Origin of the sequence: Streptomyces sp. CG4 (genome assembly GCF_041080655.1) — a bacterium.
Lineage (GTDB): Bacteria > Actinomycetota > Actinomycetes > Streptomycetales > Streptomycetaceae > Streptomyces.
In genome coordinates this window covers 4,139,223-4,160,778 of record NZ_CP163525.1, presented here as the reverse complement: position 1 = coordinate 4,160,778, position 21,556 = coordinate 4,139,223, and the positions used below count along the sequence as shown (strand labels likewise).

Sequence of the window (21,556 nt, the reverse complement as noted above, 5' to 3'; positions counted from 1 at the left end):
CGTAGGGGCGGTCGCCGCTCGGGTCGCCGCCGGTCTAACCGCTGATCAACGCTGTGATCGCCCGTACGGCCTCGGCCACCGGCTGGCCGACCGCCCCGACGGCGGCGGCGATCCCGGCGACGGCCCGCAGCGCCCGGTGCCGCTCCAGCGCGGGTACGGCGGCGTCGGGGCCGAGGGCGGGCAGGGACTCGTCCAGGAGCTGGGCGTCGGGCGCCGACACCTCGGCCCGCAACTCGGCGACGAGCCGGGTCAGTTCGGCGAGCGCGGCGACCAGGGCCGGGTCCTGCTGCCCGGCTCCGGCACCGCCCTCGTTTCGGACGATGCCCTGGTTGCCCTGGCCGCCGTACATGTTCACGTTGTCGCCGTAGTAGTTGTTGTTGCCGCTCATGCGCCGATCCCCACGTTTCCGCTGCCGCCGTACATGTTGACGTTGTCGCCGAAGTAGTAGTTCTTCGGCGAGACGGTGAGGCTCTCCACCGTCACCCTGAACTCGGCTTCCGGGTGATCGATGGCGTAGGAGATCTGGCCGACGATCTCGTCCAGCCGGCGCGGGTCCCGGCTGGTGACCAGCGCGGTGGACGCGCCCGAGGTCTCGACCGCCATGACGTGCTGCGGGGAGGCGGTCAGGACGGAGAACATGTCGATCAGGAAGAAGATCTCGGCGACGACGGCCACGATCCAGATGAAGGTGACGTAGCCGGCGACGCCGGAGCTCTGCTGCCCTCCTCCTCCCAGGTCTCCTCCTCCCAGCGTCAGGGAGGGCAGGCTGGGCAGCATCGCGATGAATCCGACGGCCAGTGTCCCGGCCGTGTACCGCAGGAACCGCAGCACCGCCTCCTTGCGCCTGGGGCGCAGGACGAAGGAGTAGACGCGGGCTATGTTCTGCAGCGGGTACACCGCAGCGCCGATCCACAGGATCCGCTTGCTGACCCGGAGATCGAGCCGCGCGGGCGCCGGATGCGGTGACGGCGCGGGCACGTCGGGCATGGACGGTGCCGTGGCGGGCGCGGTGGGCGGAGCGGTGGGCGCGGTGGGCGCGCCCGTCGGTGTCAGCGGGACGGCTGCGGTCGCCGGCTCCTGAGCCGGGCGTTCGGGTGGCTGGCCGTTCTGCATCGGTTTCTGTCCCCCAGAGGTCAGGCGATACCTCACAACTCAGTGACGACCATTAACAACATCCCTGGTGGGGGATGGCAAGCCGTTGTGAACGGCGAAGTGCCCGCCGAATGAGGGGATTTGATGGTGACTCAGTCGGCCACGCCGACTCGGTCGGCCACGCGCAGCAGCAGCTTTCCGGTGCTCGACCGTCCGCCCAGCAGCCGGTGTGCCTCCGCCGCGTCCGCGAGGGCGAACTCGGCCGTCACCGGCAGCGTCACCGTCCCGTCGGCGGCCCGCGCGAACGCCTGCTGGGACAGCCGGCGCAGCGCGTCCGGGGCGTCGGCGGCCAGGGACAGGATGGAGAAGCCGGAGACCGAGACGCCGTGCGGGGACAGCTCCGGCGGGCCCACGCTCCACGGCTCGGCGCCGCTCGCGTTGCCGAAGGAGACCAGGCGTCCGAAGAGCGCCAGCGAGGCCAGTCCGGCGCGCAGGGTGTCGCCGCCGACCGGATCCAGTACCAGGTCGACGCCCCGCCCGCCGGTCGCGTCGCGCACCGGTTCCCGGAAGCCGCCGACGAACACCTCGTCGTAGCCGTGACTCTTGGCGTGGGCGGCCTTCGCGGCCGAGGAGACCACGCCGTACACGGCCCCGGCGCCCGCCGCCCGGGCCAACTGGCCGACCGCCGTGCCGATTCCGCCCGCCGCGCCCTGCACGAGCACCGACTCGCCGGGCTGGAGCCGGCCGACGGTGTGGACCAGGGCGTACGCCGTGGGCAGGACCGCCGGCAGGGTCGCGGCGGTGCGCAGGTCCAGGCCGGCGGGGACCGGGAAGACGGCCGTCGCCTCGGCCACCACCACCTCCGCGTACGCGCCGCTCGGCGGAAGCGCCATCACTTCCTGGCCGACGGCCAGGCCGGTGACACCGGCGCCGAGCGCGCGGACACGGCCGGAGACCTCCACACCGGGGACGTGCGGCAGCGCGGGCACCCGGTAGCCCTCCGCGCGGGCCTTCAGGTCGACGAAGTTCACGCCGGTGTAGGCCACGTCGATGCTCACCTGGCCGGGGCCCGGTTCCGGCAGCTCGGCCGTCACCAGCCGCAGCACCTCGGGGCCGCCGTACTCCTGGAACTCCACCGCGCGCATGCCGTACCCCCGGCTCCACTCGACTTGTTCGATCGAATTCGATCGAAGGTGAACACACGCAAGTGTAGGGAGCGCATCAGAGTCCGCCGCTCTGACTCATCTTCATATTCCTTTAATGTCACGTTAGTTGGGCGTTCCATCCGGCGGCGTTCGGGGAACGGACGATCCTGTCCCCGCTGACGCAGGAGACACGGGTGGCCGAAGACAGAGGCGAGACCGACAGACCCCGTCATAGCGACAGACCCCGTCCGAGCGGCGAGCCGCGCCTGCTGGTCGGCGCTCCCGCCGTCGTGCCCCCGCCGCGCTCGCGGGCACGCCGGCTGTTCCCGCGCCTCGTCGCGGCCGTCACCGCCCTGTGCGCGATCGTCGTCCTCGTCCAGGGGCACACCGCTCTGCCCTTCGAGCGGATCGTCACGATCGAGGCCAAGATGGCCTCCAAGGCCGACTACTTCGAGGACCCGGAGGTCCAGCGGCTGCTGATCCGGCACGGCTTCCGGGTGCACATCACCCGCCTGGGATCGAGGGACATCGCCACCCAGCACTACGACGGCGACGACGTCGTCTTCCCGTCCGGACAGCCCGCCGCCGACCTGATCACCAGGAAGCGGGCGGCCGAGGGCTACCCGACGACCACCTACCGCCCCTTCGTCAGCCCGATCGTGCTCGGCACCTACCGCGAGTACGCCGAGACGCTCCAGGACGCCGGGATCGCCACCCCGCTACCCGGCGCACCGGCCGGGCAGAAGCCGCTCTACTACGCGCTGAACATGGAGAAGTTCCTGCAGGCGACCGCCGACGGCGTCCGCTGGGACGGGCTGAGGATCTCCCGGCACGGCCTCCGCAACGGCAACAAGGTGCTCGCCCAGACCTCCGACATCTGCGAGGCCAACTCCGCCGGAACCTATCTGGGCCTCGTCTCCTACGTGTGGAACCACGGCAACATCCCGCAGAACCCGGCCGAGGCGACCCGCTTCGCCGACCGGATCCGGCTCCTCCTCAACGACCAGGGCATGCCGTCCTCGGAGAAGAACGAGACCTACGTCTCCGCCGAGGGCAAGAGCATCGCCCCCATCGCGGTGATCTACGAGCACCAGTTCCTGGCCCACCAGATCGCCACCCGGGCCGACACCGGGCACATCGACAGCGAACGCGTGCTCCTCTACCCGTCGGCGCGGTTCGTCACCGAGCCCCAGCTCATCGCCCTGACCCCCGCCGGCGACCGGCTCGGCCGGCTGATCACCACCGACCCGGCCCTGCAGAGCCGGGCGATGGAGCTGGGCTTCCGGGTCCGGGACGCCGAGGGCGCCGAGGCCACCAGCGACGAGCTGACCCGGTTCCTGCGGGAGCGGAACATCCAGGTGCCGGTCCTGTCGGCCGACGACACCAAGGCCGTACTGCCCCGGCTCGACCTGCTGGAGCGGATGATCGAGAGCGTCGGCGACTGCGCCCCGGTCTCGCAGTCCGCGGCCGACGGGGACGCACCATGAGGGCCCCTGATCCGAGGGCGCCCGGTCTCCTCTTCACCCTGTGCCTCGTCCTGCTCGCCGCACTCGTCTCCTGCTCCGGTGGCGGCAGTGGCCCGGACACCACCCTGCGCGTCCTGGCCAGCGACGAACTCACCGACATGAAACCGCTGTTGGACCAGCTTACGAAGGACACCGGGGTCCGCCTGGACATGGACTACGAGCCGACCAACGACGCCGGCGACACCCTGCTCACCGGCCGCCACTCCTACGACCTGGCCTGGCTCTCCTCCGACCGCTACTTCCGGCTGAAGGCCAAGAGGGCCGCCGCCGGGACCCACCCGGCCACCGTCGTGCAGAGCACCTCGATCATGCGCTCCCCGGTCGTCGTCGGCCTCACCCCCGACGTGGCCCGGCAACTGCGGGACAAGACCCCCGGCGGCCGCCTCTCCTGGGCGGACATCGCCGACGCGGCCGCCACAGGCACCCTGCGCTTCGGCATGGCCGACCCCCGGCACAGCAACAGCGGCCTGGCCGCGCTGGTCGGTGTCGCCACCGCGGCAGCCGGCACCGGCAGCGCGCTGCGCCCCACGGACGTCAGCTGCGACCGGCTGCGCGGCTTCCGCTCCGGGCAGACCCTGACCGCCGAGAGCTCCCGCGCCCTGCTGGACGTCTTCGCCGCCCGGCCGGGCCGTACCAACGCCCTGATCACCTACGAGTCCGAGCTGCTCACCCTGAACGCCTCCGGCCGGCTGAAGCAGCCCCTGCAGATCGTCCACCCCGCCGACGGCATGATCCTGTCCGACTACCCGCTGCTGCTGCTCGACCCGGCCCGCCGCGCCGCCTACGACCGCGTGGTGTCCTGGCTGACCGCCACCGGCCACCAGCGGGACATCATGCGCCGCACCCTGCGCCGCCCGGTCGGCACCGCCGTCCCGCGCGACCCCCGCCTCGCCGCCCCGCTGGACAACGCGCTGTACTTCCCGGACGACCCGGCCGTCCTCGACCGGCTCCTCGCCGACTACGGCGACCCCCGGCGGCGCGCCGCCGACCAGGTGATCTTCCTGCTCGACTTCTCCACCTCGATGCGCGGCGCCCGTACGACCGCGCTGCGTGCCGCGTTCGCCTCGCTCAGCGGCGCGGACTCCTCCGCCACGGCCAAGTTCGTCCGCTTCTACCAGGGCGAGAGACTCACCGTGGTCCGCTTCGGCGGCCGGCCACTGGCCGAACGCACGGTCACCGTGCGCGGCCCGGCCGACCTCACGACCCTCGCCGACTTCGTCGCCGGCGGCGGCTACGACGACGCCACCGCCGTCTGGTCCGCCCTGGACCACGGCTACGGCATCGCCGAGCGGACCCTGAGCGAGGACCCGGGGCGCACGGTGTCCCTCGTGCTGATGACCGACGGCGAGAACAACGCGGGCATCGACCGCGCCGCCTTCGCCGGCCGCTACCGGGCCCGCCCCGCCGACGTCCGCGCCGTGCACACGTACCCCGTCCACTTCGGCGAGGCCGACGCGGCCGAACTGCGCGCGGTCGCCGCGCTGACCGGCGGCCGCATGGTCGACGCCGCCGCGCCCGACTCGTCCCTGTCCACCGCGTTCAAGGAGATCCGTGGCTGTTCTTGACGGCACCTGGTGGAGCGCCTGGTGGGGCGCGATGGTGTGGTGGCTGGCCGCCTTCGCCGGTCTGCTCGTGCTGGGCGCACTGACGCTGCGCCGTGCTCTCGGACGGCTCGGCAGGCCGTCCGAGGACCCCAACTACCAGCCCCTGTACCTCGACAACGACGCCGTCATGGGCCTGTACAAGATGGGCAACTACAAGTCGGCGATGCGCAGGGAGGTCGAGGAGCGGCGGATGCGCAACGCCGGGTGCCTGGCGGCGATTCCCCTGATGTCCCTGCTGTTCAAGGTGACGGGCGGCAGCAGCACCGAGGTCGTCGCCAAGTACGTGGAGAGCAGTGAGCCGATATCGGTGATCGGCCTGCTGCTGTCCGTCCTGCGGCGCAAGGACGCGCTCGTCGAGGTGGAGCTGGGGCGGAACTCCGGGACCGTCACACCGAACCACGTCCTGAGCCGGAAACTGGCCGGCTCCGCCCAGGAGGTGGTGCTCACCGAGATCGGCGAGTTCGTCATGGTCACCGGCCGCTTCGAGGCCGTACGCGCACAGGGCGAGACCCTGGTGATGCGGGCGCCCTACGGCGACGGGGAGTCCGCCGCGCATCTGCGGGTCGTGCTGCGCGGCGACGGGCTGCGCCGGCCCGACCGCAAGCTGCCCGGCGGCCAGTTCCCGGCCCACTGCCTGGGCAAGGTGACGAGCTGGGACCCCGAGGCCCGCGAGAGCGTGCTGGAGTACCCCATCGCGGTGTTCCTCTGAGCCGTGTTCCTCTGAGCCGTGTGCCTCCGAGCCGGGTTCCTCGTGAGAACCGGGTCAGTCGCCCTTGGGCTCGTCCGTGTCGCGCGAGTTGTCCAGGGACTTGAGGAACTCGGGGTTGTCGTCGGGGGCGACCCAGCGCGCGGGCGCGTCCCGGTGCCGTTCCGCGGGGGCGGCGCCGCCCGCCGGCACCTCCCGCCGCCGGCCGGTGATCAGCCAGGCCACCGGACCGACCAGCACCTCCCCGAAGAGCAGGATGATGACCACCCACGCCACCTTCGGCAGATGCCGCACCTCTTCCTCAGGGGTGTTCAGACAGTCCACGAAGGCATAGATCCACAGAGCCAGCACCAGCAGAAACGGCAGATACCTGAGCATGGCGTGCGATCCCCCGGCAAGTGAGACGGCCTCGATGACCGGGCCAGCGTAGCGGCGGCGGCACTTTTCAGGGGTGGGCGCCGGGACAAAGCGGGCCGTCGGCGATACTTGACCGCATGGCTTACGACGATCTTCGCTCCCTGCTGCGGGCGCTGGAGCGCGAGGGCGACCTCAAGCGCATCAAGGCCGAGGTCGACCCGTATCTGGAAGTCGGGGAGATCGTCGACCGGGTGCAGAAGTCCGGCGGCCCGGCGCTGCTCTTCGAGAACGTGAAGGGCTCGGCGATGCCCCTCGCGATGAACGTCTTCGGCACCGACCGCCGCCTGCTGAAGGCGCTGGGCCTGAAGTCGTACGGCGAGATCTCCGAGAAGATCGGCGGCCTGCTGCGCCCCGAGCTGCCGCACGGCTTCGTCGGCGTCCGGGAGGCCTTCGGCAAGCTCGGCGCGATGACCCACGTACCGCCGAAGAAGATCAAGGAAGCCCCGGTGCAGGAGGTCGTGCTGCACGGCGACGAGGTGGACCTCGACCGGCTCCCGGCGCTGTTCACCTGGCCGCAGGACGGCGGCTCCTTCTTCAACCTGGGGCTCACGCACACCAAGGACCCCGAGACCGGCATCCGCAACCTCGGCCTGTACCGGCTGCAGCGCCACGACCGGCGCACCATCGGCATGCACTGGCAGATCCACAAGGACAGCCGGAACCACTACCAGGTCGCGGCGAGGAGGGGTGAGCGGCTGCCCGTCGCGATCGCCTTCGGCTGCCCGCCCGCCGTCACCTACGCCTCCACCGCCCCCCTCCCCGGCGACATCGACGAGTACCTGTTCGCCGGGTTCATCGCGGGCAAGCGGATCGAGATGGTCGACTGCAAGACGGTCCCGCTGCAGGTGCCCGCGAACGCCGAGGTCGTCCTGGAGGGCTGGCTGGAGCCGGGCGAGATGCTGCCCGAGGGCCCCTTCGGCGACCACACCGGCTTCTACACCCCGCAGGAGCCGTTCCCGGCCCTGAAGATCGACTGCGTGACGATGCGGAAGCGCCCGCTGCTCCAGTCGATCGTCGTGGGCAGGCCCCCGACGGAGGACGGCCCGCTGGGCCGCGCCACGGAGCGCTTCTTCCTGCCCCTCCTCAAGATCATCGTCCCGGACATCGTGGACTACCACCTCCCCGAGGCCGGCGGCTTCCACAACTGCGCGATCGTCTCGATCGACAAGAAGTACCCGAAGCACGCGCAGAAGGTGATGCACGCGATCTGGGGGGCGCACATGATGTCCCTGACCAAGCTGATCGTGGTCGTGGACGCCGACTGTGACGTGCACGATCTGCACGAGGTCGCCTGGCGGGCCCTCGGCAACACCGACTACGCCCGCGACCTCACGGTCGTCGAAGGCCCCGTCGACCACCTGGACCACGCCTCCTACCAGCAGTTCTGGGGCGGCAAGGCGGGTATCGACGCCACGAAGAAGTGGCCCGAGGAGGGCTACACCCGCGACGGCGGCTGGCCGGACATGGTCCTGTCCGACCCGGATACGGCGGCCCTGGTGGACCGCCGCTGGAAGGAGTACGGCCTGTGAGCAGCGCCTCTGCCGCGATCCCCCAGCCGGGACGCACGAAGGCCTTCCTGCGCCTGGTGATGATCGAGCACTCGATCTTCGCGCTGCCCTTCGCGTACATCGCCTCCCTGACGGCGATGTACGCGTGGGACAGGAACATCCACTGGGGCCGGCTGCTGCTGGTCACCATCTGCATGGTCGGCCTGCGCACGTTCGCGATGGCGGTCAACCGGATCATCGACCGCGAGATCGACGCCCGTAACCCGCGTACGGCGCACCGGGAGCTGGTCACCGGCGCCATGTCGGTCCGGCACGCGTGGACGGGCGCCCTGATCGCGCTGGTGATCTTCCTGGGCGCGGCGGCGCTCCTGAACCCGCTGTGCCTGGCGCTGGCCCCGGTGGCGGTGATCCCGATGGTGGTCTACCCCTACGGCAAACGGTTCACGAACTTCCCGCAGGCGATCCTGGGCCTGGCCCAGGCGATGGGCCCGATCGGCGGCTGGCTCGCGATCTCCGGGTCCTGGTCCTGGGACGCGGTGATCCTCGGCCTCGCCGTCGGCATCTGGATCGGCGGCTTCGACCTGATCTACGCCTGCCAGGACGTCGAGACCGACCGCGAGACCGGCGTCATGTCGGTCCCGGCCCGCTTCGGCGTCCCGGCCGCGATCTGGGGCGCCCGGGTCTGCCACACGATCACGACGGCCCTGTTCGTCTGGTACGGGGTGGCCACCCATGCCGGCGCGTTCTTCTGGCTGGGCCTGCTGATCGTCGCGGGCGCCTTCCTCTACGAACACCGCATCGTCCGCCCCCACGACCTGTCCCGCCTCAACAGGGCCTTCTTCTCGGTCAACGGCTTCATCGGCATTGCCCTGTTCGTGTGCGCCCTGCTGGACCTCTGCGTCCGGGGTCTGACGTTCTGAGGCACTGCGCGCCACCCGGCCTGAACAGTCCCCGACCCACCGGTACGCTCAAGGTGTGAACGCAGGAGAAACGCAGCGCGTGCCTTGGATCGTGGGGGTGTCCGGTGCGTCCGGGACGCCGTATGCGGCGGCCGTGCTGCGGGCGCTGCTGGACGCGGGGGAGACGGTCGACCTCGTGGTCAGCCGGGCCTCGCGGCTGACGCTGCTGGACGAGACGGGCATCTCGTTCCGCGACGCCCACTGGCAGGACGACCTGCGGGAATGGCTGGCCCGGGGAGCCGACGGCAAGCCCGGGACCTTCGACGTGGACCTCGACGGGGTGCGGTACTGGAGCGCGGGCGACCTCGCGGCCGGGCCGTCCTCGGGGTCGTACCCGGCGAAGGGGATGCTCGTCGTGCCCGCCTCCACCGCCTGTGTGGCCGGTGTGGCGCTCGGGCTGTCCAAGGACCTGCTGCAGCGTACGGCGAGTGTCACCCTGAAGGAGCGCCGGACGCTCGTCGTGGCCGTACGGGAGAGCCCCTTGAACGGCCAGACGCTGCGCCACCTCGTCGCGCTGGACGACGCCGGAGCCGTCGTCGTACCGGCCTCGCCCGCCTTCTACGCGGGCGCCACCCACATCCAGGACCTGGTGGACTTCGTCGCCGGGCGGGTGCTGGACGCGGCGGGCGTCGAGCACGGCCTGTACCGGCGCTGGCGGGGCGAGCTGGGCGGCGGATCGGCGCCGGCGGACTAGCGGACCAGCAGGGCACAGCGCACTACCTCTCATCACTCCGGAATTCTTCAGTGGAAGGCTTCGATCGCATGGACGCGGTGGACAGGCAGCTCATCCAGGCCCTGAGGGAGAACGGCCGGGCCTCGTACGCGGAGCTGGGGCGCCTCGTCGGCCTGTCGGGCCCCAGCGTCACCGACCGCATCAACCGGCTGGAGGCGGCCGGTGTCATCACCGGCTACCGCGCCACGGTGAACGCGGCCTCGCTCGGCCTCGGCGTCACCGCGCTGATCGGCATCTCGCTCTCCGACGCCGCCGACCACGAGGACGTCGCCCAGCGGCTGCGGGACCTGCCGGAGATCGAGGACTGCTGGTTCATCGCCGGCGACGACTCCTTCATGCTCAAGGCGCGGGCGGCGGACGTGGACGGCCTGGAGCGGATCATCCGGCGGCTGTCCGGCACCAAGGGTGTGTCCCGGACCCGTACCACCATCGTGCTCTCCACGAAGTGGGAGAACCGGGTCGGAGAGCTGCCCGAAGAGGCCTGAGGGCATGGGCGTACGGTTGGGTCGTTGTCGTAGAAAGGTGTTGGCATGGACGTCGGGCTCAAGCGCGAGCTGGAGGAGAAGGTCCGCTCCGGTGAGCGGCTGACCCGCGAGGACGGCATCGCGCTGTACGAGTCGGACGACCTGGCGTGGCTCGGCGGCCTCGCGCACGAGGTGCGCACCCGCAAGAACGGCGACGTGGTGCACTTCAACGTCAACCGGCACCTGAACATGACCAACGTGTGCACGGCCTCCTGCGCCTACTGCTCCTTCCAGCGCAAGCCGGGGGAGAAGGACGCGTACACGATGCGCATCGAGGAGGCCGTCAAGCTCGCCAAGGCGATGGAGTCGGAGAACCTCACCGAGCTGCACATCGTCAACGGCCTGCACCCGAACCTGCCGTGGCGCTACTACCCGCGCTCCCTGCGCGAGCTGAAGGCCGCCCTCCCGAACGTCTCGCTCAAGGCCTTCACGGCGACGGAGATCCACCACTTCGAGACGATCAGCGGTCTGTCGGCCTCGGACATCCTGGACGAGCTGATCGACGCGGGCCTGGAGTCGCTGACCGGCGGTGGCGCGGAGATCTTCGACTGGGAGGTCCGGCAGCACATCGTGGACCACCGGACCCACTGGGAGGACTGGTCCCGCATCCACCGCCTGGCGCACGAGAAGGGGCTCAAGACCCCCTGCACGATGCTCTACGGCCACATCGAGGAGCCCCGCCACCGGGTCGACCACGTCCTGCGGCTGCGCGAGCTCCAGGACGAGACGAACGGCTTCCAGGTCTTCATCCCGCTGCGCTACCAGCACGACTTCGTGGACATGAAGGACGGCAAGGTACGCAACACCCTCCAGGCCCGCACCCAGATGGCGACCGGCGCGGAGGCCCTGAAGACCTTCGCGGTGTCGAGGCTGCTGTTCGACAACGTCCCGCACGTCAAGGTCTTCTGGGTGATGCACGGCGTGCAGACCGCCCAGCTGGCCCTCCAGCACGGCGCGGACGACATGGACGGCTCGGTCGTCGAGTACAAGATCACGCACGACGCGGACAACTACGGCACCCCGAACAAGCTGACCCGCGAGGATCTGCTGGACCTGATCCGTGACGCCGGCTTCCGGCCGGTGGAGCGCAACACCCGCTACGAGATCATCCGCGAGTACTACGGCCCGGACCCGGCGCGCAGGGACTCCCCGCAGCCGATGCGGGTGTGATATCGGACGGGCGATGAGGGCCGTGCGGCGTAATGGATACGATGGCCGCATGGCCCTTACCTTCACCCTCGACCCCGCCATCACCCCGGCGCTGCGCGACGGCATCCTCGACCTGTGGACGGACGTCTCCAACGCGGGCGGCGCCGTGGGCTTCGTACCGCCGGTGAGCCGGGAGGACGTCCGCCCGGAACTGGTGGCGCACTTCGTGGCCATGGCCGAGGGCCGGCACCGGCTGCTCGTCGGGTGTGACGAGACGGGCGCACCGGCCGCGACCGCCTTCTTCGCCTACAACACGCACCGGCTCCAGAAGCACTGGGTGTGGCTGTACACGGTGATGGTCCACCCCCGCCACCAGGGCAAGGGATACGGCCGCGACCTGCTCGCGGCCGCCGAGGACGCCGCCCGCAGCTTCGACGGCGTCGACGCGATCCGGCTGACCTGCCGGGGCGGCACCGGCCTGGAGCGGTTCTACGGCTCCTGCGGTTACAAGGAGGTCGGCCGGATCCCCGCCGCCATCCGCGTCGCACCCGGCGACGACCGCGACGACGTGTTCATGCTGAGGCCACTCGCCTGACCCCCCTGCAAGATCCCTCCCTCGTCATGCTTCACTGGACGATGACCCTCTTTGGAATCGGACGAGTGGATTGAGATGCTCCGCTACACGCTGATGCGCCTCGGCGTCTTCGCCGGCTGCCTCGTGGTCGTCTGGGGAGCCGTCTATTCCGGTATCTTCCCGCGCGGTTTCGGCGACTCCAACTTCCTGTGGGTGCTGCTGCTGTCGCTGGTGCTGTCCGCGCCGATCAGCTGGGTGGTGCTGCGCAAGGAGCGCGACCGGGCCTCCGTGCAGATCGTCGGCAGGGTCGACCGGATGAAGGCCAACCTGGAGGCCAACCGCAGCCAGGAGGACGTGGCCGACGACAGTGCCCGGGCGCAGGGCGAGGCGGCCGCGTCCAACTAGTCTTGCCCTCATGGGTGGGGCGAGGACCAAACGGATGCCGCGTGCGGTGCGGGAGCAGCAGATGCTCGACGCCGCCGTGCAGATCTTCGGCCAACGCGGCTACATGGCCGCGTCGATGGACGAGATAGCCGAACTGGCGGGTGTCTCCAAACCCCTGGTCTACCTCTACCTGCACTCCAAAGAGGACCTCTTCACCGCCTGCATCCGGCGCGAGGCCGCCGCCCTGACGGAGGCCGTCCGCGCCGCGGTCCGCACCGACCTGCCCGTCGACCGCCGGCTCTGGGACGGCCTCCGGGCCTTCTTCGCCCACACCGCCGAGCACCCCGACGCCTGGTCCGTCCTCCACCTCCAGGCCCGCACCCACGGCGAGCCCTTCGCGGCCGAGGCCGCCGCGATGCGCACGGAGATCGTCACCTTCGTCACCCGTCTGGTCGCGATCGCGGCCCGCGAGGCCCACCGGGACCCCGATCTGCCCGAACGCGAGGTCGCGGGGCTGGCCGAGGCGCTGGTGGGAGCGGCGGAATCGCTGGCCACGTGGGCCAACGAGACGGATGGCGTCACCGCCCGGGAGGCCGCGTCCACCTTGATGAACTTCGCGTGGTCGGGACTGGGGAACCTGATGCGGGAGTGTCCCTGGATTCCGCCAGGAGACTAGGCGCCGTTGGGGTTCTTGGCCATTGCCGGGTGCGCGAGCGACCCACCACATGCCCGCCCCCGGAGTCGGCCATGCAGCCCTACGGCGCTCAGCTCACCTCCCCGGTCAGGTGCAGTCGACCCTCGGCCCCCCGCAGCTCGAAGCGACCGTCGCCGTCCGCGCCGTAGGCGACCGTCCCCGGCAACAGCACCGGCGCCCGGAACTCGGCCCGCACCCTGTCGTACCCGCTCATGCCGTGGGCGGCCACGCAGCGGGCCACCGTCCACATGCCGTGCGCGATGGCGCGCGGGAAGCCGAAGAGGCGGGCGGTGAGCGGGTACAGATGGATGGGGTTGCGGTCACCGGAGACGGCGCCGTACCGCCGCCCGACATCCCCACCGAGCCGCCACTCGGCGACGACGGGCAGCGCGGGCCCCTCCCGCGCCGGTTCCGCCGCCGTACGGCCGGTGGTCCGGTGCCGCGCGAGATACGTGCTCCGCGACTCCCACACGACACCCCCGCCGGCCCGCATCCCGGTCACCACCGTGGCTTCGGTACCGCGCCGGTGCGGGCGCAATCCCTCCACGTGCACGGCGAGTTCGTACTCCCCGGTCGCCGGTAGGGGCGCGTACCGGATGATCTCGATCGACGTGTGGACGAGCCCCAGCAGCGGCAGCGGAAAGGCCCGGTGGCTCATCAGCCGCATGGCCAGGGGAAAGCCGAGCACATGCGGATAGGTGACGGGCAGATCGTCCACGCCACTGCCGCTCACGCCCCCGCCGTCCACGTCACCGCCCGAACCGGTGGCGAAGCCGCACACCCGCTCGTAGGCGGCGAGCCGTGCCGGGTCGATCCGCAGCCCGGCCCGGGTCAGTCGGGTGGCCGGGAAACCGGCCTCGGGGGAGGGGCGTTTGAAGGGCGAGCGCACCACGCCGGCCGTGAGATGCAACAACGAGCCTGCCATGGCCATCCCCCCTGCTTACTCTGAAGTAAGGTTACCGCTGGTAAGTCTACGACACGCGTCCCGGCTCAAAGGGCCCGCCCGCACCCGGCAACGGGGAGACCCGCGCGGCGGGAAGCCGCCAAAAAACAAAAGTGAGTCCCCGTCACATAACCCCCGAGGCTGCACACCCCTGGCCCCGGACCATCCCCGAACCCGCACAATCCCCTCACAGCGGACCCGTACGATCACCTCCCTACCTGCGGTAACCCCTTTCCCCAAGGCCCGCCGCAGGCGCACGCACGCCAGAGGAGCCGCCCGTGTCCACCCCCTTCCCGCACGCCCCCGCCTCCTCCGCCTCCTCCGGCGCCCCGGTCAACGCCATCGACTACGACGGTCGCCCGGTCCTCGTGGAACCCTGGGTGCAGCGGCTGGACGGTGCCGTACGAGAGGTGTCCGTACCGCCGTTCGCACCCCCGGTCACCCATGGCTCCCTCGCGGACCTGCCGTTCGACAACGCGGAGACGGCACCCGCCCAGGTCGTGCTCAGCCGCAAGCTCCCCGACGGCGGCTGGACGGACGTGACGGCCGCCCAGTTCGCCGAGCAAGTCCTCGCCGTGGCCAAGGGGTTGATCGCCGAGGGGCTGGTGTCGGGCGACCGCATCGCCGTCATGGCCCGTACGACGTACGAATGGACGCTGCTGGACTTCGCCGCCTGGGCCGCCGGCCTGGTCACCGTGCCGATCTACCCGACCTCCTCGGTCTTCCAGACCCGCTGGATCCTGCACGACTCCGGCGCGGTCGCGCTGATCACCGAGAGCGTCGCGCAGGCCTCCGCCATCGGCCCCGAACTCCAGCATCTGCCCGATCTGCGTCATCTGTGGGTGATGGACAAGGAGCACGTGACCCGGCTGGCGGAGGCGGGCGCACAGGTGCCGGACGCTGAAGTCGCCGTACGACGCGGCATGCTGGGCCCCGACACCCTCGCCACCCTTATCTACACCTCCGGCACCACCGGCCGCCCCAAGGGCTGCGCCCTCTCGCACCGCAACTTCTTCGCCGAGGTCGACAACGCCGTCGAACTGCTCTACCCGGTCTTCAAGGACCGCGACGAGGAACCGTCGGTCCTCCTCTTCCTCCCGATGTCCCACGTCTTCGGCCGGATGGTGGCCATCGCCTGCGTCCGCGCCCGCGTCCGCCTCGGCCACGCGCCGAGCCTGGCTGCCGAGGATCTGCTGCCCGACCTCGCGGCCTTCCGGCCGACGGCCCTGCTGACCATCCCGTACATGCTGGAGAAGGTCTACAACTCGGCCCGCGCGAACGCCGAGTCGGGCGGCCGGGTCACGGTCTTCGACCGGGCCGCGGCGGCCGCTGTCCGCTACGGCGAGGCGCTGGAGGCCCGGCAGACCGGCACCGGCAACGGCCCGAGCCGCTCCCTGAAGACGGCCCGCACCTTCTACGACCCCCTCGTCTACCGCAGGATCCGGACCGCCATGGGCGGTCGCGTCCGGTACGCCATCTGCGGCGGCTCCCCGCTCGGCCGACGCCTCGCCGCGTTCTACGCCGGCGCCGGCATCGAGATCTTCGAGGGCTACGGCCTGACGGAGACCACCGGCGCCACGACGGTCACCCCACCGCTCAAACCCCGCCTGGGAACGGTCGGTTGGCCACTGCCCGGCACCCGTGTCCGCATCGCGGCCGACGGCGAGATCCTGGTCTCCGGCGACCACGTCCTGCGCGGCTACTGGGACCCGCAGGCCGGCGGCGTCGTACCCGCGACCAGGGACGGCTGGCTGGCCACCGGCGACATAGGCGAGCTGGACGACGAGGGCTACCTCACCATCACCGGCCGCAAGAAGGAACTGCTGATCACGGCGGGCGGCAAGTCGGTGGCCCCGGCCCCGCTGGAGAACTGGCTGCGCCAGCACCCCCTGATCTCCCAGGTGATGCTGGTGGGCGACGCCCGCCCCTACGTCGCCGCGTTGATCACCCTCGACCCCGACGGCGTCACCCACTGGCGCCAGATGATCGGCAAACACCCGGTCCCACCCGAACTCCTCCTCGGCGACCCGGACTTGGAGGCCGTCCTGCAACGCGCCATCGACGAGGCCAACAAACTGGTCTCCCGCCCCGAGTCCATCCGCCGCTTCGCCGTACTACCGGTCGACTTCACCGAGGAGGCCGGCCACCTGACCCCCTCGATGAAACTACGGCGCGAACAGATCATGTCCGACTTCACGGGGGAGGTGGAGGGGTTGTACGCCCGCCGGTGATCTCGCCTACCGCAGGCTTTCGTTCCCCCGCGCGAAGTGGTCGGCACCCGCTCCTCGGTGATCCCGCGTCGTCCGGACTCGGCGAGACGGGGAGCGGGTTGCCGCCTGGGTCGGTCGCGGCCCGCCAAAGATCCTCGTACGGCAGCTGACGTGCAGTCAATCCTTGGGTTTCCTCGCCAGGCCCAAGGCTTACCTTGGATGTCGTGACCCTCGACGACCTCCGTGTGTTCGTGGCCGTGTGCCGCGCCGGCAGCCTCAGTTCCGTCGCCCGTGACCTCGGCTGCACCCAGTCCGCCGTCAGCCAGCACGTGAAGCGGCTGGAGCGGGAGACCGGGGTGGCGCTGCTGGAACGGCAGCCACGCGGCGTCGTCCCGACGCAGGCCGGGCGCATCCTGGAGGCCGCCGCGGCCGAGGGAATCTCCGGCCTCGACCTCGCCGTACGGCAGTTGCGCGATCTCCTCGACGGCCACAGCGGTTACGTTCGCGTGGCCACCGGTGCGACCACCGTCCGGCACTTCATGTCCGACGCCGTGGTCGCCTTCCGCCGCCGCCACCCCAAGGTCAACCTCGAATTCCGTACGGTCAGTTCGGGACGCAGCAGCTTCGACGCCCTCGCCGACGGCACCCTCGACCTCGCCTGGGTCACCATCGGGCCGCCCGTCCGCGGCATCGAACAGCGGACGGTCGCCGAACTGCCCTGGCTGCTCGCCGTCCGCGCGGACGACCCCCTCGCCGAACGGCCGGATCTCGACCCCGCCGCGCTCCGGGACGTCCGGCTCATCCGGCTTCCCCCGAACTCCACGTCCGCCGTCCACCTCGACACGGCCTGCGCCGACCTCGGCGTCCGCTTCACCTACGACACGAGCGTCGCCGACTGGGACACGGCCTTGCTGCTGGCCGAGTTGGGGGTGGGGAGGGCTGTCGTACCGGCCGTACCCGGCCTTCCGGTGCCGGGAGAGGGCCAGTTGCGGCTTGTCCCGCTCACCGGGTTGCGCCCCTTGCCCGTCGGCTGGGCGGTCCGCCGCTGGGACGCCCTCAGCCCTCCGGCGCGGGCCTTCGCGGACACGGTCGCGCAGTGCCGGGGTGCGGGCGCGAGCCCTGACGCGAGCCCTGCCGCGAGCGCTGTCGCGGGCTGAGCGGGAGTTCGGCCCAGACCGTCTTGCCCACGGCGCGCTCGGCCACGCCCCACCGTGCCGACAGTACGAACACGACGACCAGTCCGCGGCCGTTCTCGTCCTCCAACCCACCGTCCAGAAAGCGCAGTTCCCGGTCCTCCCGGGTGTCGCTCACCTCGATACGCAAGGTGTCCTTCTCCGGCAGCAGCGTCAGCTTCAGCTCGAAGTCCCGGCCCGGCACACGACCATGGGTGACGGCGTTCGCGGCGAGTTCGGCCACGAGGAGCTGAGCAGTGTGGCTGATGTCGCTGTCGTGCGGGTATCCCCAGGTGGCGAGCTGGGTCCCGGTGAGGCGACGGGCCAGGCGGGCGCCCCGTGCAGTGGAGCTGAGCCGTTGGCTGAGTTCATTTGTGGGGGTGGAGATTTCCAGATTCACGTGACCGAGCGTGGTCGGTTCTCCCTACCCTGACCAGGGGGCACTCGGCGACTGTGCGTAGTCGTACGAGTGCGGTTCGTCTGGTGTACGGGTCGTAGTGGGAGGGTGGCGTGACGGAAGAGTCGGAGCGGAGGCCGGAGACTCCGGCTGAGGCCAACGGGGCGGCAGGGGTTTTCGTCGTATTGGGCAAGCAGTTGAAGCTGCTGCGGGAGAGGGCAGGACTGAACCAGAGGGAGTTTGGCGATCTGGTGGGGTACGGCCCCGATCAGATCTCCGCCATGGAGAGGGGGGTGCGGACGCCGAGGCCGGAGTTCCTGGAGAGGGCCGACGAAATCCTGGGGGCGGGCGGGCTGTTGAGGGAGGTGATCCCGGAGGTCGAGAAGGCGATGGCCAGGGCGCGGACGCGGCACCCGGAGTGGTACCGCAGTCATGCGGCGTTGGAGGCGGAGGCGCTTGAGCTGCACTTCTACGCCAACCAGGCGATTCCCGGTCTCTTGCAGACTGAGGACTACGCTCGGACCGTCTTCGGCCAGCGGCGGCCGTTCATGAGCGAGGAGACCATCGAGAAGAGGGTCGCCGACAGGCTCTCCCGTCAGCAGGTCTTCGACCGGTGGCCGCCGCCGGTCGTGAGCTATGTGCTCGAAGAGGTCTTGTTGGACCGGCCGATCGGCGGTTCGGTTGTGTTCAAGGGCCAACTGCTTAACCTGTTGCGGATCAGCGGCATGCGGAATGTCGAGATTCAGGTGATGCCGACCAGGCGCGAGGAACACCCCAACATGGACGGCGCGTTCAACTTGCTGGTGGTGCCCAAGCACGGCCAGGTGGCGTACGTGGAGGTACAGGGCTTTCCGCAGCTCATCACTGACCGGGATGAGGTCCGGAAGATCGCTGACCGCTATGGGATCATGCGCGCAATGGCACTCAGTCCCATGGAGACCCGCTCCCTGATCACGCAGAAGTTGGAGGAGCTATGAGCATCGAGAGCCTCGTTTGGTTCAAGTCCAGCCATAGCGGCGGAGAAGGCGGCGAGTGCGTCGAACTCGCATACAACTGGCGCAAGTCCACCTACAGCAGCGGCGAAGGCGGCGAATGCCTGGAGATAGCCGCCCACCCCGCCGCCATCCACATCCGCGACTCGAAGCAACCCGCCGCCGCCCACCTCACCGTCACCCCCGCCGCCTGGTCAGCCTTCCTTCTGGGCGAGGAGGAACGCCTGCGGGACTGACGCCGCGAGCCCCTCGTCCTCGGGCTCGCGCACGGTGCTGGAGCGAAGGACGAACCCCGCGCCGGACAGCAGCTCTGCCATCCGCTCCGGGCGGCGACGGTGGAAGTCCAGTACCACGTCATGTCCCCAGGGACGGTCGAGGCGGCGCGGCACTTCGCCCACCTGGAAGGCGAGCAGGACCCGCCCGCCCGGTGCCAGCGCGCGATGGAACTCGGCGAACAGGTCCGGGAGCCGGTCCACCGGCGTGTGGATGCTGGAGTACCAGGACACGACACCGGCCAGCGAACCGTCGCCGACGGGCAACTCCAGCATCGAGCCCCGCTCGAAGCGCAGCGCGGGGTGCTCACGGCGGGCGATGGCGAGCATCGACTCGGACAGGTCCAGGCCGAACACGGACAGCCCGAGGCCCGCCAGATGCGCGGTGACCGCGCCGGGGCCGCAGCCGAGGTCGGCGACCGTGCCGGCGGGGCCGACCTGCTCGGCGAACGCGGCGAGCAGCGCCCGCTCCAGCGGCCTGTCGCTCAGCGGGTTCCGGAAGTGGCCGGCGTAGTCCTCGGCGACGGTGTCGTAGAAGGTGCGGGTGGCGGTCAGGAAGTCCTCGGTGTCGGTCATGGGGAGGGACCGTAACGGACCGCACTGACAACGCCGTTTAGGCTGCTGGCGTTGGCCGAGGCATTTTGTACGGGGGGTAGCGGGCCGATGAACCATGCCATGGAGGTTTTCCAGCCGCTCCAGGCGGACGATCCGCCGGTGGTGGCCGGGTACCGGCTTGCCGCGCGGCTGGGGGCGGGCGGCATGGGCCGGGTCTATCTGTCGCACACGCAGGGCGGCCGGCCGGTGGCGCTCAAGGTGGTGCGGCCGGAGCTGGCGGATGATCCAGGCTTCCGGCGGCGGTTCGGCAGGGAGATCGCGGCGGCCCGGCGGGTCCGGGGCGCTTACACCGCCGAGCTGATCGACGCGGACGCGGACGGCGTACCGCCGTGGCTGGCCACGCTGTACGTGCCCGGTCCGTCCCTGACGGAGGCCGTGGCCCGGCGTGGGCCGCTGCCGGTGCCGGCGCTGCTGTGGCTGATGGCGGGCGTGGCCGAGGCCTTGCAGGCCATCCATGCCGAGGGCATCGTGCACCGGGATCTGAAGCCGTCGAACGTGCTGCTGGCGGCCGACGGGCCGCGGGTGATCGACTTCGGTATCGCGCTGGCCGCCGACGGCACCTCGTACACGGCGACCGGGGGCACGATCGGCACGCCCTCCTTCATGGCTCCGGAGCAGGCGTCCGGGGGTGAGGTGACGGCGGCGACCGATGTCTTCGCGCTCGGCCAGACCGCGGCGTTCGCGGCGCTGGGCAGGCCGCTGTACGGGGACGGCGCGGCGGTCAATGTGCTGTACCGGATCGTCCATACCGAGCCCGATCTGTCCTCGGTGCCCGAGCCGCTGCGTCCACTGTTCGCCCGGTGCCTGGCCGCCGACCCGGCTCAGCGGGCCACTCCGGCGGAGGTCGTGGAGTGGTGCCGGCAGAGGCTGGGCGCGGACGCCGAAGCGGGTGCGGGTGTGGGCGCCGACGCGGGCGTGGGTACGGGCGGGGGGCCGTCCGTGTGGCGGGAGATCGCGGGGCCGGAGGCCGCGGTGCCGGCTCCGGTGCCTGAGCCGACTCCCGCCTTTCCGGGTCAGCCGCTGTCCGAGCCGACTCCCGCCTTCCCGGGTCAGCCGCTGTCCGAGCCGACTGCGGCCTTCCCACGTCCGCCGATGCCTGAGCCGACTGTGGCCTTCCCGCAGCCGCCGGTGCCCGCGCCCACTCCGGCGTATCCGCAGCCGCAGTTCGGGTGGCCCCAGCCGAGGCCGCAGCTGACGCCGGAGGAGCGCAAGGCCCGCAGGCGGCGCACGGCGCTGATCACGGCCGCCGGCGTGGCGGGGGGCGCGCTGCTGGTGACGGCGGCGACCTGGTTGCTCATGGACGCCAAGGGCCGGCTCGACGCGCGGGACTCGGCCGGTTCCAGGACGTCCGCCACGGGAGGGGCCGGACGGTCCTCCTCGTCGGCGTCCACGCCGGGCTCCTCGTCGGATGCCTCGTCGGACTCTTCGGGCGGCGCGTCGGATGCGTCGAATTCCTCGGGTTCGTCGGCCCGGGGGACCGATGACGGTGCGTTCTCGGGCTCGCCCCAGGAGCCGCGGCCGGAGGGGTTTCCGCAGGTCTGGCTGGACGCGAAGACCTCGCTGAGCCTCAAGGGCAAGGACCCCGAACGGCAGGACCGCAAGGGGGACATCCGCTTCGACTGTCAGACACCCGGCTGCGAGCTGAAGAGCGACAGCACCGTGTTCGTCCAGATATTCGGCGGACACGGCACCACCCTCGACGAGTGCCGGCTCATGCTCAGGAGCGCCAAGAGCCGCAGTTGGCCGCTGGCCGCCGCGGCGGCGGGCACCGAGATCTGCATGAAGGACGCCGAGGGTGACATCGGGCTGTTCGCGATCCAGGTCAAGTCCACCGCCCTGCCGGACATCGCCTTCATGAAAGGAGACCTGACGGTGTGGCGAAAGGCGGCCTGAGGGGGTGCGGCGCCGCAGGCGAACGACGGCACAGCGCGGCAATGCCG

At 70.8% G+C, this 21,556-nt stretch carries 23 protein-coding genes; 16 read left to right on the top strand and 7 right to left on the bottom strand.

The annotated features are described in order from the left end of the window. Positions 1-34: 34 nt before the first annotated feature. The 3 genes from AB5L52_RS18905 to AB5L52_RS18895 form a co-directional block, all read right to left on the bottom strand. Positions 35-388, bottom strand: coding sequence for a hypothetical protein (locus AB5L52_RS18905; RefSeq protein WP_369365148.1), 354 nt, complete (start codon positions 386-388; stop codon positions 35-37). Continuing rightward, positions 385-1,113, bottom strand: coding sequence for a DUF6232 family protein (locus AB5L52_RS18900; protein ID WP_369365146.1), 729 nt, complete (start codon positions 1,111-1,113; stop codon positions 385-387). The genes AB5L52_RS18905 and AB5L52_RS18900 overlap by 4 nt, the downstream gene beginning before the upstream one ends. A gap of 131 nt (positions 1,114-1,244) precedes the next feature. Beyond that, entirely contained in the window at positions 1,245-2,237 is a 993-nt protein-coding gene (locus tag AB5L52_RS18895) for a zinc-binding alcohol dehydrogenase family protein (RefSeq protein WP_369365144.1), read from the bottom strand. A gap of 194 nt (positions 2,238-2,431) precedes the next feature. On the opposite strand from AB5L52_RS18895, the gene AB5L52_RS18890 reads away from it, so the two are divergent. From AB5L52_RS18890 to AB5L52_RS18880, 3 genes are read left to right on the top strand one after another with little or no spacing between them, the layout of a single operon-like run. After that, a complete protein-coding gene (locus AB5L52_RS18890; protein ID WP_351574295.1) occupies positions 2,432-3,724 on the top strand; it encodes a hypothetical protein in 1,293 nt (430 codons plus the stop codon). Then, positions 3,721-5,328: a substrate-binding domain-containing protein gene (locus AB5L52_RS18885; protein WP_369365142.1), complete on the top strand. Its 1,608-nt coding sequence runs from the start codon at positions 3,721-3,723 to the stop codon at positions 5,326-5,328. The genes AB5L52_RS18890 and AB5L52_RS18885 overlap by 4 nt, the downstream gene beginning before the upstream one ends. Then, positions 5,315-6,076, top strand: a complete 762-nt coding sequence (locus AB5L52_RS18880; RefSeq protein WP_369365140.1) for a hypothetical protein — start codon at positions 5,315-5,317, stop codon at positions 6,074-6,076. Before AB5L52_RS18885 ends, AB5L52_RS18880 begins: the two co-directional genes overlap by 14 nt. Before the next feature lie 54 nt (positions 6,077-6,130). On the opposite strand, the gene AB5L52_RS18875 is transcribed toward AB5L52_RS18880, so the two are convergent. After that, positions 6,131-6,451 (bottom strand): PLD nuclease N-terminal domain-containing protein, encoded by a 321-nt coding sequence (locus tag AB5L52_RS18875; protein WP_351574286.1) that lies wholly within the window; start codon positions 6,449-6,451, stop codon positions 6,131-6,133. Between the two features lie 116 nt (positions 6,452-6,567). Between AB5L52_RS18875 and AB5L52_RS18870 the strand changes: the two genes are divergently transcribed. From AB5L52_RS18870 to AB5L52_RS18835, 8 genes are all read left to right on the top strand, one after another. Next, positions 6,568-8,019: a menaquinone biosynthesis decarboxylase gene (locus AB5L52_RS18870; protein WP_351026924.1), complete on the top strand. Its 1,452-nt coding sequence runs from the start codon at positions 6,568-6,570 to the stop codon at positions 8,017-8,019. After that, positions 8,016-8,918 (top strand): menaquinone biosynthesis prenyltransferase MqnP, encoded by a 903-nt coding sequence (mqnP, locus tag AB5L52_RS18865; RefSeq protein ID WP_351574282.1) that lies wholly within the window; start codon positions 8,016-8,018, stop codon positions 8,916-8,918. Before AB5L52_RS18870 ends, mqnP begins: the two co-directional genes overlap by 4 nt. Positions 8,919-8,997: 79 nt before the next feature. Next, a complete protein-coding gene (locus AB5L52_RS18860) occupies positions 8,998-9,651 on the top strand; it encodes a UbiX family flavin prenyltransferase (protein ID WP_351026919.1) in 654 nt (217 codons plus the stop codon). A gap of 68 nt (positions 9,652-9,719) precedes the next feature. Then, positions 9,720-10,175, top strand: coding sequence for an Lrp/AsnC family transcriptional regulator (locus tag AB5L52_RS18855; protein ID WP_351574277.1), 456 nt, complete (start codon positions 9,720-9,722; stop codon positions 10,173-10,175). Positions 10,176-10,220: 45 nt separating this feature from the next. Continuing rightward, positions 10,221-11,384, top strand: coding sequence for an aminofutalosine synthase MqnE (gene mqnE, locus AB5L52_RS18850; RefSeq protein WP_369365137.1), 1,164 nt, complete (start codon positions 10,221-10,223; stop codon positions 11,382-11,384). A 49-nt stretch (positions 11,385-11,433) separates the two neighbouring features. Further along, complete coding sequence (locus AB5L52_RS18845; RefSeq protein WP_351026913.1) at positions 11,434-11,958, top strand: GNAT family N-acetyltransferase; 525 nt, start codon at positions 11,434-11,436, stop codon at positions 11,956-11,958. A 75-nt stretch (positions 11,959-12,033) separates the two neighbouring features. Next, entirely contained in the window at positions 12,034-12,342 is a 309-nt protein-coding gene (locus AB5L52_RS18840) for a DUF4229 domain-containing protein (protein WP_351026912.1), read from the top strand. A 10-nt stretch (positions 12,343-12,352) separates the two neighbouring features. Next, positions 12,353-12,997: a TetR/AcrR family transcriptional regulator gene (locus tag AB5L52_RS18835; RefSeq protein WP_351574270.1), complete on the top strand. Its 645-nt coding sequence runs from the start codon at positions 12,353-12,355 to the stop codon at positions 12,995-12,997. A gap of 88 nt (positions 12,998-13,085) precedes the next feature. Here AB5L52_RS18835 and AB5L52_RS18830 read toward each other — a convergent pair whose 3' ends face one another. Further along, positions 13,086-13,946 carry a MaoC/PaaZ C-terminal domain-containing protein gene (locus AB5L52_RS18830; RefSeq protein ID WP_369365134.1) on the bottom strand — a complete coding sequence of 287 codons (861 nt, stop codon included), beginning with the start codon at positions 13,944-13,946 and terminating at the stop codon, positions 13,086-13,088. A gap of 290 nt (positions 13,947-14,236) precedes the next feature. Between AB5L52_RS18830 and AB5L52_RS18825 the strand changes: the two genes are divergently transcribed. Then, the gene (locus AB5L52_RS18825) at positions 14,237-16,189 is read left to right on the top strand and encodes a long-chain fatty acid--CoA ligase (RefSeq protein WP_369365133.1); all 1,953 of its coding nucleotides are present in this window, start codon (positions 14,237-14,239) and stop codon (positions 16,187-16,189) included. Positions 16,190-16,392: 203 nt separating this feature from the next. Next, a complete protein-coding gene (locus AB5L52_RS18820; protein WP_369365131.1) occupies positions 16,393-17,325 on the top strand; it encodes a LysR family transcriptional regulator in 933 nt (310 codons plus the stop codon). On the opposite strand, the gene AB5L52_RS18815 is transcribed toward AB5L52_RS18820, so the two are convergent. Next, positions 17,225-17,740, bottom strand: coding sequence for an ATP-binding protein (locus AB5L52_RS18815; protein WP_369365129.1), 516 nt, complete (start codon positions 17,738-17,740; stop codon positions 17,225-17,227). The genes AB5L52_RS18820 and AB5L52_RS18815 overlap by 101 nt on opposite strands. A gap of 110 nt (positions 17,741-17,850) precedes the next feature. Here AB5L52_RS18815 and AB5L52_RS18810 point away from each other — a divergent pair, with 110 nt between their 5' ends. Next, positions 17,851-18,714 (top strand): helix-turn-helix transcriptional regulator, encoded by an 864-nt coding sequence (locus AB5L52_RS18810; protein WP_351574255.1) that lies wholly within the window; start codon positions 17,851-17,853, stop codon positions 18,712-18,714. Then, on the top strand, positions 18,711-18,965 hold the full coding sequence (locus tag AB5L52_RS18805) for a DUF397 domain-containing protein (protein WP_351574252.1): 255 nt from the start codon (positions 18,711-18,713) through the stop codon (positions 18,963-18,965). Before AB5L52_RS18810 ends, AB5L52_RS18805 begins: the two co-directional genes overlap by 4 nt. Here AB5L52_RS18805 and AB5L52_RS18800 read toward each other — a convergent pair. Then, complete coding sequence (locus AB5L52_RS18800; RefSeq protein WP_369365127.1) at positions 18,924-19,577, bottom strand: class I SAM-dependent methyltransferase; 654 nt, start codon at positions 19,575-19,577, stop codon at positions 18,924-18,926. The two genes, AB5L52_RS18805 and AB5L52_RS18800, sit on opposite strands and share 42 nt — an antisense overlap. 87 nt (positions 19,578-19,664) lie before the next feature. Between AB5L52_RS18800 and AB5L52_RS18795 the strand changes: the two genes are divergently transcribed. Beyond that, positions 19,665-21,509 (top strand): protein kinase, encoded by a 1,845-nt coding sequence (locus AB5L52_RS18795; RefSeq protein ID WP_369365126.1) that lies wholly within the window; start codon positions 19,665-19,667, stop codon positions 21,507-21,509. The last annotated feature ends 47 nt before the right edge of the window (positions 21,510-21,556 follow it).

Bases quoted from the DNA above. Each gene is read 5' to 3' on its own strand.
- AB5L52_RS18895 (WP_369365144.1), bottom strand. From the start codon at position 2,237: ATGCGCGCGGTGGAGTTCCAGGAGTACGGCGGCCCCGAGGTGCTGCGG.
- AB5L52_RS18840 (WP_351026912.1), top strand. From the start codon at position 12,034: ATGCTCCGCTACACGCTGATGCGCCTCGGCGTCTTCGCCGGCTGCCTC.
- AB5L52_RS18800 (WP_369365127.1), bottom strand. From the start codon at position 19,577: ATGACCGACACCGAGGACTTCCTGACCGCCACCCGCACCTTCTACGAC.
- AB5L52_RS18835 (WP_351574270.1), top strand. From the start codon at position 12,353: ATGGGTGGGGCGAGGACCAAACGGATGCCGCGTGCGGTGCGGGAGCAG.
- AB5L52_RS18795 (WP_369365126.1), top strand. From the start codon at position 19,665: ATGAACCATGCCATGGAGGTTTTCCAGCCGCTCCAGGCGGACGATCCG.
- AB5L52_RS18870 (WP_351026924.1), top strand. From the start codon at position 6,568: ATGGCTTACGACGATCTTCGCTCCCTGCTGCGGGCGCTGGAGCGCGAG.
- AB5L52_RS18900 (WP_369365146.1), bottom strand. From the start codon at position 1,113: ATGCAGAACGGCCAGCCACCCGAACGCCCGGCTCAGGAGCCGGCGACC.
- AB5L52_RS18885 (WP_369365142.1), top strand. From the start codon at position 3,721: ATGAGGGCCCCTGATCCGAGGGCGCCCGGTCTCCTCTTCACCCTGTGC.
- AB5L52_RS18905 (WP_369365148.1), bottom strand. From the start codon at position 388: ATGAGCGGCAACAACAACTACTACGGCGACAACGTGAACATGTACGGC.
- AB5L52_RS18805 (WP_351574252.1), top strand. From the start codon at position 18,711: ATGAGCATCGAGAGCCTCGTTTGGTTCAAGTCCAGCCATAGCGGCGGA.
- AB5L52_RS18875 (WP_351574286.1), bottom strand. From the start codon at position 6,451: ATGCTCAGGTATCTGCCGTTTCTGCTGGTGCTGGCTCTGTGGATCTAT.
- AB5L52_RS18855 (WP_351574277.1), top strand. From the start codon at position 9,720: ATGGACGCGGTGGACAGGCAGCTCATCCAGGCCCTGAGGGAGAACGGC.
- AB5L52_RS18830 (WP_369365134.1), bottom strand. From the start codon at position 13,946: ATGGCCATGGCAGGCTCGTTGTTGCATCTCACGGCCGGCGTGGTGCGC.
- mqnE (WP_369365137.1), top strand. From the start codon at position 10,221: ATGGACGTCGGGCTCAAGCGCGAGCTGGAGGAGAAGGTCCGCTCCGGT.
- AB5L52_RS18845 (WP_351026913.1), top strand. From the start codon at position 11,434: ATGGCCCTTACCTTCACCCTCGACCCCGCCATCACCCCGGCGCTGCGC.